Source organism: Archangium violaceum (assembly GCF_016859125.1).
Classification (GTDB): domain Bacteria; phylum Myxococcota; class Myxococcia; order Myxococcales; family Myxococcaceae; genus Archangium; species Archangium violaceum_A.
In genome coordinates, this window is the sequence record NZ_CP069338.1 from 9,323,245 (window position 1) to 9,337,358 (window position 14,114).

General features: G+C 68.5%; 10 protein-coding genes and 3 tRNA genes. 7 read left to right on the top strand and 6 right to left on the bottom strand.

The genetic code is table 11. The features are described 5' to 3' along the window. Positions 1-99: 99 nt before the first annotated feature. The 4 genes from JQX13_RS39475 to JQX13_RS39490 form a co-directional block, all read right to left on the bottom strand. Positions 100-1,095, bottom strand: a complete 996-nt coding sequence (locus tag JQX13_RS39475) for a M23 family metallopeptidase (RefSeq protein ID WP_239015453.1) — start codon at positions 1,093-1,095, stop codon at positions 100-102. Between the two features lie 137 nt (positions 1,096-1,232). Continuing rightward, a complete protein-coding gene (locus JQX13_RS39480) occupies positions 1,233-2,648 on the bottom strand; it encodes a sigma-54-dependent transcriptional regulator (protein WP_203404576.1) in 1,416 nt (471 codons plus the stop codon). Between the two features lie 31 nt (positions 2,649-2,679). Beyond that, positions 2,680-3,537, bottom strand: coding sequence for a family 1 encapsulin nanocompartment shell protein (locus tag JQX13_RS39485; protein ID WP_203404577.1), 858 nt, complete (start codon positions 3,535-3,537; stop codon positions 2,680-2,682). A 25-nt stretch (positions 3,538-3,562) separates the two neighbouring features. Then, positions 3,563-4,033: a ferritin gene (locus JQX13_RS39490; RefSeq protein ID WP_203404578.1), complete on the bottom strand. Its 471-nt coding sequence runs from the start codon at positions 4,031-4,033 to the stop codon at positions 3,563-3,565. A 159-nt stretch (positions 4,034-4,192) separates the two neighbouring features. Between JQX13_RS39490 and murJ the strand changes: the two genes are divergently transcribed. The 5 genes from murJ (at position 4,193) to JQX13_RS39515 (ending at position 8,770) form a co-directional block, all read left to right on the top strand. Beyond that, positions 4,193-5,833 carry a murein biosynthesis integral membrane protein MurJ gene (gene murJ / locus JQX13_RS39495; RefSeq protein ID WP_239014123.1) on the top strand — a complete coding sequence of 547 codons (1,641 nt, stop codon included), beginning with the start codon at positions 4,193-4,195 and terminating at the stop codon, positions 5,831-5,833. A 373-nt stretch (positions 5,834-6,206) separates the two neighbouring features. Then, entirely contained in the window at positions 6,207-8,273 is a 2,067-nt protein-coding gene (locus tag JQX13_RS39500; RefSeq protein WP_203404579.1) for a S1 RNA-binding domain-containing protein, read from the top strand. Positions 8,274-8,387: 114 nt separating this feature from the next. Further along, positions 8,388-8,461: transfer RNA gene (locus JQX13_RS39505), tRNA-Met, on the top strand. Positions 8,462-8,535: 74 nt separating this feature from the next. Then, positions 8,536-8,609: transfer RNA gene (locus JQX13_RS39510), tRNA-Met, on the top strand. Positions 8,610-8,696: 87 nt separating this feature from the next. Next, a tRNA-Met gene (locus tag JQX13_RS39515) sits at positions 8,697-8,770 on the top strand. 204 nt (positions 8,771-8,974) lie between these two features. Here the strand turns inward: JQX13_RS39515 and JQX13_RS39520 are convergent. Continuing rightward, positions 8,975-9,676 (bottom strand): 2OG-Fe(II) oxygenase, encoded by a 702-nt coding sequence (locus tag JQX13_RS39520; RefSeq protein ID WP_203404580.1) that lies wholly within the window; start codon positions 9,674-9,676, stop codon positions 8,975-8,977. A gap of 32 nt (positions 9,677-9,708) precedes the next feature. Then, positions 9,709-10,752, bottom strand: coding sequence for a DNA topoisomerase IB (locus tag JQX13_RS39525; RefSeq protein ID WP_203404581.1), 1,044 nt, complete (start codon positions 10,750-10,752; stop codon positions 9,709-9,711). 162 nt (positions 10,753-10,914) lie between these two features. Here JQX13_RS39525 and JQX13_RS39530 point away from each other — a divergent pair, with 162 nt between their 5' ends. Beyond that, entirely contained in the window at positions 10,915-11,694 is a 780-nt protein-coding gene (locus JQX13_RS39530; protein ID WP_203404582.1) for a hypothetical protein, read from the top strand. Positions 11,695-11,799: 105 nt separating this feature from the next. Then, positions 11,800-14,001 carry an SPFH domain-containing protein gene (locus tag JQX13_RS39535; RefSeq protein WP_203404583.1) on the top strand — a complete coding sequence of 734 codons (2,202 nt, stop codon included), beginning with the start codon at positions 11,800-11,802 and terminating at the stop codon, positions 13,999-14,001. Positions 14,002-14,114: the final 113 nt, after the last annotated feature.

A 14,114-nucleotide genomic window follows, 5' to 3' on the forward strand; every position in this document is an offset into this window, starting at 1 on the left:
GGGCGTCCGGCCGATACCGCCTAACCCCCGAGAAATGTTGAGAAAAATTGTCCGGGGACGCTAGCCGCCGCAGGGAGGGGTGTCAAGAAACGGATGGACTCAGCCGCCCGCCACCGTGGTGCCGAGCAGCGCGTCCTGCCGACGCATCTCGGCCTCGAAGGCCGCGCGCTGGGCGGGCGCCAGTGAGCGCCGGTAGGTGCGGTGGCTCTCGTAGGGGTCCAGGATGCGCTCGTTGGCGGCCTCGAGCTGGTAGTGCAGGTGGGGCGCGAAGGAGCGGCCACTGTTGCCGCTACGGCCCAGCACGGCGCCCGCGGCGATACGGTCTCCCACCTTCAGCGAGCGCGGCAGCTCGTCCATGTGCAGGAAGAGGGCGCGGCGGCGCTTGCCACCCACCTCCTCCAGCTCGATGCAGTTGCCGTTGAAGCGGAAGCTCCAGTTCTTGCGGCGGACGATGCCGGTGAAGGGCGCCTTCACGGGGGTGCCCACGGGCGTCTTGAAGTCCACGCCCTTGTGCCGGCGGCCATCGCGCAGCAGTGACGTCACCTGCTCGTAGTCGTCCAGGGGCGAGTTCTCCAGGCGCAGCTCCAACTCCTCGCCGCTGGGCAGGTAGTAGCGGGGGTTCTTGTCGCCCTCGGCCTGGAAGCGGTAGGCCTTGTGCGTCTGGCCCGTCTTGTTGCTGGTGAAGCGCACCGCGTGCACGAGGGGCTCCTCGTTGGGGCGCACCTCGTAGAGCACGTCCAGGGTGTCACCGCGGCGGATGTCGCCCGGAACGTCCACCCACCACACCAGCGTACGCGTCACCACCTGGGCGAGCGCGGGGCCCACCTCGGGGCCGGCGGCCGCGGTGACGGCCGTCTCCAGGGGTCCCTCGACGCGGATGACGGCGCGGGACAGCCCGGCGGCCTTGAGCGGATCGGAGGAGGGAGCGGCGACCGCCGTTGGGGCGGAGGCGGTCGCGGCGTCCACGGCGCCCTGGGCCACGGGGGCGGTGTCATTTGACCCGGCCGCCGCGGTGGCGGGCGTCTCGGAGGCAAGTCGTTGCTTCCACCACCACACGCCTCCGGCGCTCAGGCCGAGAAGCAGGGAAACGACCATCACCGGCCCCACGGGGCTCTTTTTCGGTTGAGGTCCGAGGGTGGGAAGAGGCGGCCGCATTCAGGCTCCCAGAGTAGAAAGGGGTTGTGCGCCGGGACCGAACCGATGGTTTCGCGGCGATATTTCGCCGTCCGGTTTCAGTCGTCGATGCCTTCGTCACGCCCGTCCTGGGCGGTCGTGTCACGCAGGCCAAACTCCTTCATCTTCGTCTGGAGGGACTTGCGGCTGATCTGCAGCAGCCTGGCTGCTCGCGTGACGTTGCCGCCCGTCTCCTCCAGGGCCTTGGTGATGAGGTCCTTCTCCAGCTCGGCCGCCTTCATGCGGACGATGTCCTTGAGGCCTCCCTCTCCGGTGGAGGCCTCGAGGGGAGCAACCGAGAGGACAGGTGCTGGCGTGGAGCCCTGGCGGATGGACTCCGGCAGATCCTTCGCGGTGATGGAGGGCCCGTCCGCGAAGAGCAGCACGCGCTCGATGAGGTTCTCCAACTCGCGGATGTTGCCGGGCCAGTTGTAGCCCTGCAGCAGCGCCATCGCGTCGTCGGTGATGCCCTCGATCTTCTTGTTGAGCTTGCGGTTGTACTTCTCCACGAAGTGCCCCGCGAGCATGGGGATGTCCCCCCGGCGCTCGCGCAGCGGCGGGAGGACGATGGGCACCACCGCCAGCCGGTAGTACAGATCCTTGCGGAAGCGCCCGGTCTCGATCTCCGCCTGCAGATCCCGGTTGGTGGCGGCCACGAGGCGCACGTCCACGCGCGTCGTCTTGATGCCGCCCACGCGCTCGAACTCTCCCTCCTGGAGCGCGCGCAGCAGCTTCACCTGCATCTCGACGGGGATCTCACCGATCTCGTCCAGGAAGAGGGTGCCACCGTCGGCCAGCTCGAAGCGGCCGGGCTTGGATGTCACCGCGCCGGTGAAGGCCCCGCGCTCGTAGCCGAAGAGCTCGGACTCGAGGAGGTTGTGGGGGATGGCGGCGCAGTTGATCTTGATGAAGGGCTTGTCGCGGCGGCTGGAGGCGCCGTGCAGCGCCGAGGCGACGAGCTCCTTGCCGGTGCCGCTCTCGCCGGTGATCAGCACGGTGGACGGGGTGTCGGCCACCTTGTCGATGATCTTGAAGACCTCGTGGAGCTGGGGCGACTCGCCGATGATGGCGGCCCGGGCCTTGGCGTCGGCGCGCACCGAGCGCTGGGCGACATCGTGGGCCTTGGCGGCCTTGGCGATGACGGCCGAGAGCTCCGCCTGATCGAAGGGCTTGGTGATGTAGTCGAAGGCCCCGGCCTTGATGGCCTCGACGGCGGAGTCCACGGTTCCGTGCGCGGTGATGATGATGACCGGCACGTCGGGGTTGGCGGCGTTGACGGAGCGCAGCACTTCCATGCCTCCCGCCCTGGGCATGACGAGGTCGGTGACCACGATGTCCGCGCCGTTCTTGTTGAACTCGGCGAGACCCTGCTCGCCATCGGCCGCGACGGTGACGTCGTAGCCGTCACGGCGCAGGATGGTGGCGAGCACCTTGCGGAGGTTCGCCTCGTCGTCGATGACCAGGATCTTCGCCATGGGGGCTGGCGGTGGGGCGCTCCGGGGGGAGCTAACCGCGGTTCGGCTCGCTTTCCAGGGTGCAGATGGAGTCGGGGTGCTTGATGCGCAGGATGAGCGATTCGAGCACCCGGAAGGGGTGGTTCATCCGGGAGGCCCCCAGGTAGGCGGTGACCATGTCCATGCCGATCGTGAGGTCCATGTTCTCGCGGCCGGTGGAGACGACCACGCCCGAGTCACCGCGCAGCCGGTTGGACTGGAAGACGCCGTCGGCGGCGAGCTGACGGATGGTCTCGATCTCCAGCACGCCCGTCTTCTCGAAGATGCGGTGCAGCAGCGAGAAGAGGCGGGGAGAGAGGACGACGGCGTAGGGGCCGTAGTGGCCGGACTCGTTGAGCCTGCGGGTGGCCTCGACGATGGCCATGTAGCCGGCGCCGGGCGTGGTCCAGTCCCCGAGCGGCACGGTGAGGCGGCCCGTGGCGTTCATCAAACCCTCGTGGCCGAGCTTGGGATCACCGTAGAAGATGAGCTCGTCCTCCTGCTGGGCGCAGAGGGCGGCGGCGCCGGCGGCGGCGGACACGTCGAGCGGCATGTTGTGCAGACGGGCCGCCTCGATGTCGCGCCAGTGCAGCAGGAAGTCCTTGTAGATGATGGGGATCGTCTTGAACTTGCGCGCGTCGGTGAAGACGGAGGCCGTCTCCTGCTCGCCGACGATGTCCACCGCGCCCGGGCTGACGCCGGTGTACTCGTCATGGGGGACGCTCTGCACACCGGCGCCCAGCGGGCCATAGATGTCCAGGATGCGGCGGCCTACGAGCGCGCGGCGGGCGACCTGGATCACGGTCTCGTTGAGGCGAGCCCACTCGTCCTCGCGCAATGGGTTCTCGGCATGTCCAAGGAAGTCAGGCATGAGGATGCTCCAGGGAGGTACGCGTTCAGCGGCTGCGTCGCAGCGAGCCGACGGTCAAGGGATGGGTGCCCGGGCTGGGCGGCGGCGCGGGCACGCCGTACACGATGCGCTGAGGAGGAAGCAGGGTCGGCGATTCGGCCTGGCCATTGCGCCCATTGCGCGCGGGCTGGGCCGGCTCGGCCGGAGCCGCCGGGATGGGAGTGGCAGCGGGAGGGGCGGACGGCTGGCCCTCGATGGCTCCCTGGAAGTGACCCGCGACGACGGGCTTGTTGAAGTGCGCCTCCTGACCGGCATCCAGCAGGCGCAGCATGTGGACGGCCTCGGCGACGTGCTCCTTCTCCTCTGCGGCCAGGTGCAGGAAGAAGTCCCGCACCTCGGGGCTGGAGGAAGCACGGGCGTGGGTCTCGTACTCATTGATGGTCTCCAGCTCGCGCGCCAGTACACGGCGCACGAGCGCGACATCGGTCGAGAGGTCGTTGGTAGGGGGACCAGCCATGGGAGGGCTGACCATTGCGGCCTGCAGGGGGAACCGTCAAGGGAAACCATGGTGGCCGAGTTCATGCTTCTAGCGGGTGAACGCTCCGCGTAGAGTCCCGGACGCTTGACCGTCCCCGCCCCTCGTTCCGACGTCCCTCCCACGCCCGAAACCCGCCCCGTGTCCGCGCGCCCCGCGGCGAGAGGCAGCGGGGCGCTGTTCGTGGCGGCGGGCATCCTCGCATCGAAGTTGGTGGGCCTGGTGCGCGAGCGCGTCTTCGCGCACTACCTGGGCAATGGCATCGTCGCCGCGGTGTTCAAGGCCGCACTGCGCATCCCCAACTTCCTGCAGAACCTCTTCGGGGAGGGCGTGCTCTCCGGTTCGTTCATTCCCGTATACGCGGGGCTGCTGGGGAAGGGGGACTCGAAGGAGGCGGATCGGGTCGCGGGAGCGGTCTTCGGGCTGCTCGCGCTGGCCACCAGCGTGATGGTGGCGGTGGGCCTGTTGGCCACGCCACTCTTCGTGGACACCATCGCTCCGGGCTTCGAGGGCGAGGCGCGGAGCATGGCCATCCAGCTGGTGCGCATCCTCTTCCCGGGCACGGGCATGCTGGTGATGTCCGCGTGGTGTCTGGGAGTGCTCAACAGCCACCGGAAGTTCCTCCTGTCCTACCTGGCGCCGGTGGTGTGGAACGCGGCCATCATCACCACCCTGGTGGTGGCGGGCATGCGTGGGCTGACCGGGGCGCCGCTGGCGGAGGTGCTCGCCTATGGCGTGGTGGCGGGCTGCCTGCTGCAGTTCCTGGTGCAGGTGCCCTCGGTGATGAAGGTGCTCGGGCACTTCCGACCCACCTTGTCCACGGCCAGCGAGTCCGTGCGCCAGGTGCTGCGCAGCTTCACGACGGTGGTGCTCGGGCGCGGTGTGGTGCAGATCAGCGCCTATGTGGACACGTCGTACGCGTCGCTCATCGCGGACCGGGCGCTGTCCACGCTGACGTACGCGCAGACGATCTACCTCATCCCGGTGAGCCTCTTCGGCATGGCGATCTCCGCGGCCGAGCTGCCGGAGATGTCGCGCGCGGCCGGGGCAGGGGAGGAGGTGGCTGGCAAGCTGCGCGCGCGGCTCGAGGCGGGGGCGCGCCGGATCGCCTTCTTCGTGGTGCCCTCGTCGGCGGCGTTGCTCCTCATCGGGGACGTGGTCGCGGGGGCCCTGCTGCAGACGGGCCGGTTCACCGCCTCGGACACGCGCTATCTCTGGTACGTGCTGATGGGCTCGTCGGTGGGCCTGGTGGCCTCCGCGCTCGGGCGCCTGTATGCCTCGACGTTCTACGCGCTGAAGGACACGCGCACGCCGCTGCGCTTCGCGGTGATTCGGGTGGTGGTGGGTGCGGCGCTGGCCTGGTTCCTGGCGCTGCGGCTGCCAGGGCTGGTGGGGCTTCCGGAGTACCTCGGGACGGCCTTCCTTCCCCTCGCGGGCGGGCTGATGGCCTGGTTCGAGGCGCAGATGCTGCGCCGGACGCTCGCCCCGCGGATCGGACACGTCCGGATGCCAGAGGGAATGCCGAAGCTGTGGGGGGCGGCCATCGCGGCGGGGCTGACGGGGCTGGGCGTCAAGGTGGCGCTGACGAAGGTGCTGGGGCCCATGCCCGGGGTGACGGAGTGGGGAGGGAGCCTCCTCCCCCCGCCGAACCTCCACCCCCTGCTCGTGTTCCTGGCGGTCGTGCTGCCCTTCGGGGCGGTCTACTTCGGAATCACGGGCGCCCTGGGCATCCCCGAGGCGAAGTCCGTCCTCCAGAGGGTCCTCCGTCGCAGGGCCCGCTAACCGGGCATCCCCTCCCTCTCCCTCCGGGAGAGGGTCGGGGTGAGGGTATTTCGCCTCCCCAGGCCGGGTCCGTGGCGGGCTTCGTCTCCGCGCGTGAGAAAGCACGGGGTGAGGGTTTTTCCCTACACCCCACCGTTGTCAGTTTGACCCTTGTCTCCCGGGAGCAGGCGGGCATGCCCACCGCCAGACGTGGGGGATGGCGCCTCCAACGTGTCGCGTTATGGAGGGGTTGCGGGCGGGACTTGCGGAAGATGACCACATGCGTCTTCCGTCCAAGCACTGCGCGTGTATAGAGTGCGCCGCCTTTTTCCCCAGCAGGGGGCACGGTCTCCCGGCGCTGGATTTCGTTGATTCGTTCAGGAAGGTCCCGGCAGTGAGCGACGAGAAGAACGGTTCCGTGGGTTCTGGTGGCGGTGGTGCGGGGGGCTTCGGTCCCAAGAAGCCCAAGGCCACCTTTGGCGACGTGATGCTCGGCATCCCGGCGGGCCGTGGCGGCGAGCGCGAGGAGCGCGGTGGCCGTGACCGGGACCGCGGTTCGGATCGCCCGCGCGGTGAGCGGGGAGGCGAGCGCGAGGCCCGTCCGGCGAAGCCGGAGGGCGAGGCGGGTGCCCAGCAGGGTCAGGGCGCGCCCCGTGAGGAGCGCCGGCCGCGCGGTGGTGGCGATCGGGGTGGCCGTGGCGGCGACCGCGGTGGCAGGGGCGGCGAGCGTCGGCCCCAGGGCCCCATGGTGGTCGTGAAGCGCGCCTCGGGCGCGGTGGAGACGCGTGGCCCGGTGACTCCGGCTCCGTCGTCGACCGCTCCGGCCGAGACCGCGGTGACCACCGAGGCCCCGACCGAGGCCCCGGCCGAGACGGCCGCTCCGGTTGCCTCGGCGACCCCGGCTCCCAAGGCTCCTCCCGCGCCGGCTCCCAGCAGCGCGCTCTATGAGGAGGTCCCCGAGTCCCAGTCCTTCGCGGAGATGTTCGAGGCGCAGCAGAAGGAGGGCGGCGTGCCGGCCCGGCGCTCGGTGCGCATCGGCGAGAAGGTGACGGGCACGATCTTCCAGCTCGGCGCGGACACGGCCTTCGTGTCGCTGTCCAACGCCAAGAGCGAGGCGATGATCGAGCTGCGCGAGCTCAAGGACGACGAGGGCGTGCTGCGCTACGGAGTGGGTGACACCATCGAGGCGCACGTCATCGAGGCGGGCGCTCGGGGCATCCTGCTCAGCCGCGCGCTGGCCAAGGGCAGCGCCAACATGGCGATGCTGGCCGAGGCCCGCGCCTCCGGCATGCCGGTGGAGGGCATGGTCCTCTCCGTGAACAAGGGCGGCGTGGAGGTGGCGATCGGCGACGTGCGCGCGTTCTGCCCCATCAGCCAGCTCGACATCCGCTTCGTGGAGAAGCCGGATCAGTTCATCGGCGAGAAGCTCACGTTCCGCGTCACCGAGGTGCGGGATCGCAACGTGGTGCTCTCGCGCCGCTCCCTGCTCGAGGAGGAGCAGCGCCAGCTGGCCGCCAAGACGCGCGAGACGCTCTCCGAGGGCAAGGTGGTCAAGGGCAGGGTCACCGGCGTGCGTGACTTCGGCGCCTTCGTGGACCTGGGTGGAGTCGAGGGCATGATCCCCGTCTCCGAGATGTCCTACATGCGCGTGGCCCACCCGAGCGACGTGGTGAAGCAGGGCGACGAGGTGGAGGTGGAGATCCTCCGCATGGAGCCCGCGCAGCCCAACTCGCCGGACAAGTCCAAGCAGAAGGAGCGGATCACCCTCTCCATGCGCGCCCGTCAGGAGGATCCCTTCAAGACGGCGCTCGCGGAGATCAAGGAGGGCGACCGTCTGCAGGGCAAGGTGGTGCGGTTGCAGCCCTTCGGCGCCTTCGTGGAGCTGCGTCCGGGCGTGGACGGCCTGGTGCACATCTCCGCGCTGTCCGAGCGCCGCATCGCGCACCCGCGCGACGTGGTGCAGGTGGGCGAGACCATCTGGGTGCAGGTGGAGAAGATCGACGCCAACGACAAGCGCATCGGCCTGCGCCGCATCACCGAGGAGGAGGCCCAGCGCCCCGCCGAGGAGCGTCCGGCCGCCGCCGCCGAGGAGAAGAAGCCCGCCGAGCCCGCGGCGCCTCGCCCGAAGGTGGGCCAGGTGGTGGTGGGCAAGGTGGATCGCATCGAGCCCTACGGCGTGTTCCTCGTGTTCCCGGGCGGCAAGGGTCTCATTCCCGCCTCCGAGACGGGCACCGAGCGTGGCACGGATCTGCGCAAGAAGTTCTCGCTCGGCCAGGAGCTGAAGGTGGCCCTCGTGGACATCGACGCCTCCGGGAAGATCCGCCTCTCCATCACCGCCGCCGAGCGGGCCGAGGAGCGCGCGGAGGTCGAGGCGTGGACGAAGAGCCAGCAGCCCGTCGGTGGTGGCAAGAAGGGACTGGGCACCTTCGCCGATCTGTTCAAGCAGAAGATGGGCAAGTAGCGGCGTCGAATCGCTCTTGGTTGGAGGCGTGGGGAATGAAGATCGCGCCTCCAGCCGTTCGATAAAAACAGTTGACGCTCCCGGGGGAGGGCGGTACTTAGCCTCCCACTTCGCCGCGGGGTGGAGCAGCCTGGTAGCTCGTCGGGCTCATAACCCGAAGGTCGCAGGTTCAAATCCTGCCCCCGCAACTCAACAGGCCAGAGACCCTGTTGGAAATAATAGACAAGGTCTCTGGTGTTTGACATAGAGCAGCAGCCGATATCGCGGGGTGGAGCAGCCTGGTAGCTCGTCGGGCTCATAACCCGAAGGTCGCAGGTTCAAATCCTGCCCCCGCAACTCTGTGGATGAAGCCCCGCTGGTGCTCAACCAGCGGGGCTTTGTCATTGCAAGCTGTACGTGTGTGTTGTTGGTAGCAATCGATATCGCGGGGTGGAGCAGCCTGGTAGCTCGTCGGGCTCATAACCCGAAGGTCGCAGGTTCAAATCCTGCCCCCGCAACTCGAAGATGAAGCCCCGCTGACGCTGAGTCAGCGGGGCTTTGTCGTTTCCGGGCTCCCGTGAACGCGCGAACCGCACCACTCGGAGGTCACCTCGTGGAGCAGAGCCGAGGCGCTCGCCCTGTGTCACGAAGGGACAGTCACAAATCGCGTGAGCTGGGCTTGCTGGCGGCCCGGTTGAGGCAGGCGGTCGCGAGGAAGCGGATTACGTGCCGCGCTCGCGGTGTGCCTCGAGATACGCCGCGAAGCCCGCCTTGGACTGGATGCGGAGCTCCGGCAGGCGCGCGAGTGCCTCGGGCTCGAACGCGTACTGCTCGCAGACGAGGCTCGCCCGCAGCGCCTGTTCCGGACCTCCCGTGAAGGGCCGTACCTCGTGCGTCAGCTCCCCCCGGAAGTGCACCAGCATCCCAGGCCTCGGACGCACCTCGCCCAGGAGCTGGCTTCCTCGCGAGAACACCAGCGCGCCTCCCTTCGCGCCCTCGGGCACGTTCAGGTAGAGCACGCTCACGTGCTCGGGCGTTGCTCCTGGGACCCCGCTCGGCTCCTGCAGCGTCGCGTCGATGTGCCGGCCCACACTCCGCCCGGGCTCCAGCAGCAGCAGGTTCAAGTAGAAGGCGTTCGGCTTTCGTCGCTCCCTGCTCGGGCCGAAGAGCCGCTCACGCCAGGGCAGCAGCCCCCGCGAGCTCGCCGGATCCATCACCAGCGCCAGGTAGTCCCGGAGGAAGGGGAAGCGCTCTTCCAGCGTCAGCCGTCCCGTCTCCGTGAAGATGAACGCGAAGCCCCGGCTGCTCTGGAACGTCCCCATCAAGGGGCTGCGCGCCACGAAACGCGACGAGAGCAGGGCCTCCCGGAGGGCCTCCAACCTCGCTCCCTTCATGGCGTCGCGGTGGGTGACGTACTCGCTCATGCGCGGGAGTCTAGCTCCGGCGGGGAAGGGGACTACACCGCCGCGGGCCGCTTGCCGTCCTCGATCATCTCCAGCAGGGCCTTCTCCGAGCAGTGCAGCGCGGGCTTCTCGTGCCGCGCCAACTCCTCCACGGAATCGAAGTAGCGCTCCACCACGTGCCCCTTCTCGAACATCGCCAGCACCGAGGGATAGATGTACGAGTCCCTCGCCACCGCGGGCGTGTTCCCCAGGTGCTCGGCCACCTCCTTCACCGCCGCCACCATCGTCTTCTTCGCGACCTTCTGTCCGCTCTTCGCGGCTTCCTGGCGCACCCGCTCCTTCGCCCGGGCCAGCGCGCACGCGCAGATGAGCGTCCCGCCCCACGTGCGGAAGTCCTTCGCGCTGTAGCGCGCCCCCATCACTTCCTGGATGTACTCGTTGATGTGGCGCCGCCGCACGTCCACCACGAACCCGTCGTCCAACCGGAACTTGAAGACGTCCCGTCCCGGCAGCTTCAGGCACTCGCGCACGATGCGAGCCACCTGCCGATCCTTCAACTCCCGGTGCTGCTGCTTCCCGCTCTTGCCCGGGAAGTCGAAGATGACCGTGTCGCCCTTCACCTTGACGTGCTTCGCCCGAAGCGTGGCCAGCCCGAAGCTCTGGTTCTCGTCCGCGTACTGCTGGCTCCCCGCACGGATGAAGCACGTCCCGAGGATCCGCAGCAGGCACGCCATCACCTTGTCTCGTCCCAACCCCGGCTTGCGCAGATCCGCCGCCACCCGCCGCCGCAGCCTGGGCAGCGCCCTCGCGAAGTCGACGATCCGCTCGTACTTCTCCGCCTCGCGTCGCTTCGTGAAGGACTCGTGGTAGCGGTACTGCCACCGCCCCGCGCCGTCCTTCCCCATGGCCTGCAGCTTCGACGTGGGTGACGGGCTGATCAACACGTCCGTCCACGCGGGCGGAATCTTCAGCGCCTCGATGCGCTCGCGTTCCCGAGCCGGTACCGGCTTCCCGTTCGACTGCTTGTACTGGAAGCCTCGCTTGGGGCTCCCGAGCCGACGGATTCCATCCTGTCGCAGTCTCTCGATATGCGTCATGCCCGTGCTCACCTGGAATGCCTGTGCAGCCCGGCGCATCCCGTCAACGCAGCCCCACCCGGCTGGTCTGGAGACCAGGCAGGTAGCAAATCGTCCGGAGGGGCTGTCCCGATCCCGCAAGCCTGGAATAGACTCCCAACCACCTCTTTGCTTGCTGGGCCGATGACCGAGTTCCTCGACGCCATCCTCGCCTTCCCGACCGTCATCTTCACCATCCCCCTGGGAGTGGTCGTCGGCTATTGGCTCACCGTCATGGTGGGCGCGGTGGGGATCGATCTGCTCGATGGAGACCTCGGGGACTTCGCGCTGGGTGCGAAGGCGGGGGCCGCGGAAGCGCTCGAGGGCGGCGTGAAGGGCGCGATGGAAGGGGGCGCCAAGGCCGCGATGGAGGGCCACTCCGAGCACGGCGGCTCCTTCCTGGAGGTGCTCGGCTTCGGCGGCGTCCCGGTGACGGTGTCCGTCAGCTTCGTGGTGTTCCTCTCCTGGCTGTTGTCCCTGGCCTTCGCCCATCCAGCCAAGGAGGCGCTCGGCGCGCTGCCCGGTGCCCTCGTCAGTGGCGGCCTCGCCGCCCTGTGCCTCGCGGTGGGTCTGGTGCTCGCTGGCCTCGCGGTGCGTCCCCTGCGGCCCATGTTCGCCGTCCAGCAGGCGCCCCGCCGCTCCGAGTTGATGGGCCGCGTCTGTGTCATCTCCAGTGGCCGCGTGGACGGCAGGTTCGGCCACGCCACTTTCGAGGACGGTGGCGCCGGCCTCATCCTCAACGTGGTGTGCGACAAGGCCAACGGGCTCAAGCGTGGCGAGAGGGCGCTCATCCTCGGCTATGATGCCGTCCGCGATGCCTACGAGGTGGAGCCCGTGGACTGGCTCCTCCCCGAGGAGATGGAACATTTGAAGGATCCGCTCACCGCCGCCACGCTTGCCCGGGACAGGGCTCGCACCCGGTAGCAACCCTTCCAGACTTCCTCAGTGCCGCGCCGGAGGCTGTTCGCGGGGGGCTCCGGTCGCGTGATAGAAGGTCCCCCGGTCTACTCGCTCGGGAAAAAGCACCGAATGGATCTGCCAATCGTCGTATCCGGAATCGCGGGAGGACTCTTCTTCCTCTTCTGTTCCGCCTTCATCGTCTCCAGGTTCTACCGTCAGGTGGATCAGGGACGTGCGCTGATCGTCAACCCCTTCAAGGGAGAGCCGATCGTCACCTTCACCGGTGCCATCGTGTGGCCCATCATCAACCGGGCCGAGGTGATGGACATCGCCTTGAAGACGATCGAGATCGATCGCCGCGGCAAGGAAGGCCTGATCTGCCAGGACAACATCCGCGCGGACATCAAGGTCACCTTCTTCGTCCGGGTGAACAAGACGCGCGAGGACGTGCTCAAGGTGGCCCAGTCCATCGGCTGCGCCCGCGCCAGCGATCAGGAGACCCTGGAGCACCTCTTCGAGGCCAAGTTCTCCGAGGCCCTCAAGACGGTGGGCAAGAGCTTCGACTTCGAGGAGCTTTACACCAAGCGGGATGCCATCAAGGACCAGGTCGTCCAGGTGATCGGCAAGGACCTCAACGGCTACATGCTCGAGGACTGCGCCATCGACTTCCTGGAGCAGACCCCCGTCGAGATGCTGGACAAGGACAACATCCTCGACGCGCAGGGCATCCGGAAGATCACCGAGCTCACCTCCGTCCAGAACATCCACACCAACGAGTTCCGCCAGAGCGAGCGCATGGCCATCACCAAGCGCAACGTCGAGGCGGACGAGGCCATCTTCGCCCTCGAGCGCCAGCGTGCCGAGGCCGCGGCCAAGCAGAAGCGCGAGATCGACTCCATCCAGGCCCGTGAGACCGCCGAGGCCGAGCGCGTGAAGGCCGAGGAGTTCGCCAAGCAGCAGCTGGCGCGCATCAAGGCCGAGGAGGAGATCCAGATCAACGATCAGAACAAGCACCGTCAGGTGGAGGTGGCCCAGAAGAACCGCGAGCGCGTGGTCGGCGTGGAGGCCGAGCGCGTGGAGAAGGATCGCGCCCTGGAGGCCATCAACCGCGAGCGCGAGGTGGAGCTGTCGCGCATCGGCAAGGAGAAGCAGCTCGAGGCCGAGAAGAAGGCCATCGCCGACGTGGTGCGCGCCCGCATCGCCGTGGAGAAGGGCGTGGCCGAGGAGGAGGAGCGCATCAAGGATCTGCGCGTGAAGGCCGAGGCCATGCGCCGCAAGGACGCGCTGCTCATCACCGCCGAGGCCCAGGCGCAGGAGAAGCTCGTCAAGGACATCAAGGCCGCCGAGGCCAGCAACGAGGTGTCCAAGTTCTCCGCCAAGGAGAAGCTCACCCTGGCCGAGGCCGAGCTGCAGGCCGCCGACATGACGGCCAAGGCGAAGATGCGCCTGTCCGAGGGCATCCAGGCCGAGGAGGCCGCTCACGGTCTGGCCGAGGTGCGCGTGAAGGAGGCGGACGCGCTCGCCATCGAGAAGCAGGGCATGGCCACCGTGCGCGTGAAGGAGGCCGAGGCCGCCGTCATCGAGAAGCAGGGCATGGCCCAGGCCACCGTCCTCAAGGAGCGCGGTCTCGCCGAGGCCGCCGCCGCCCGCGAGAAGCTGCTCGCCGAGGCCGCCGGTGAGAAGGAGAAGGGGCTGGCCCGCGCGAGCATCGGCGAGGCCGAGGCCATGGCCATCCAGAAGCGCGGCGAGGCCGAGGCCATCGCCACCCGCGAGAAGCTGCTCGCCGAGGCGAAGGCCATCGAGGAGAAGCTGCTCGCCGAGGCCCGCGGTCTGGCCGAGAAGGCCGAGTCCATGAAGCTGCTCCAGGGCGCCACCCGCGAGCACGAGGAGTTCCGCCTGCGCCTGCAGAAGGAGCGCGACGTGGAGCTCGCCACCATCCAGGTGCGCAAGGACATCGCCGAGGCCCAGTCCAAGGTGCTCGCCGAGACCATGGGCAACGCCAAGGTCAACATCGTCGGCGGCGACGGCCAGTTCTTCGAGCGCTTCATCAAGGCCATCTCCGTGGGTCAGTCCTTCGATGGCGCGCTCGACCAGAGCGAGGTGCTGCGCAAGGCCTTCGGGGGCTACCTCAACGGCGAGAAGGATCTGTCGGCGGACCTCAAGGAGATCCTCTCCAAGCCGGGTCTCACCAACGACGCGCAGAACCTGGCCATGGCCGCCCTGCTGCACCGCATGGCGCCCAACCCCACGGCCGCGGCGGCCTCCAACCTCAAGTCGCTCGTGGAGGCCGAGCCCGTCCGGACGTCGGCTCCCGAGAAGACCCAGGGCTGAGCCGGTCGGTATTTCGCGGTCATGACCGCGCGGACCCGGTGACACGGCGTCCGCGCGGATTGGAGTACGGATTCCCCATACCCTCACCCCCGCCCTCTCCCGAGGGGAGAGGG

Excerpts from the sequence above, each read along its gene's own strand:
- JQX13_RS39535 (WP_203404583.1), top strand. The coding sequence starts at position 11,800 with ATGGATCTGCCAATCGTCGTATCCGGAATCGCGGGAGGACTCTTCTTC.
- JQX13_RS39485 (WP_203404577.1), bottom strand. The coding sequence starts at position 3,537 with ATGCCTGACTTCCTTGGACATGCCGAGAACCCATTGCGCGAGGACGAG.
- JQX13_RS39520 (WP_203404580.1), bottom strand. The coding sequence starts at position 9,676 with ATGAGCGAGTACGTCACCCACCGCGACGCCATGAAGGGAGCGAGGTTG.
- JQX13_RS39490 (WP_203404578.1), bottom strand. The coding sequence starts at position 4,033 with ATGGCTGGTCCCCCTACCAACGACCTCTCGACCGATGTCGCGCTCGTG.
- JQX13_RS39480 (WP_203404576.1), bottom strand. The coding sequence starts at position 2,648 with ATGGCGAAGATCCTGGTCATCGACGACGAGGCGAACCTCCGCAAGGTG.
- JQX13_RS39525 (WP_203404581.1), bottom strand. The coding sequence starts at position 10,752 with ATGACGCATATCGAGAGACTGCGACAGGATGGAATCCGTCGGCTCGGG.
- JQX13_RS39530 (WP_203404582.1), top strand. The coding sequence starts at position 10,915 with ATGACCGAGTTCCTCGACGCCATCCTCGCCTTCCCGACCGTCATCTTC.
- JQX13_RS39475 (WP_239015453.1), bottom strand. The coding sequence starts at position 1,095 with ATGGTCGTTTCCCTGCTTCTCGGCCTGAGCGCCGGAGGCGTGTGGTGG.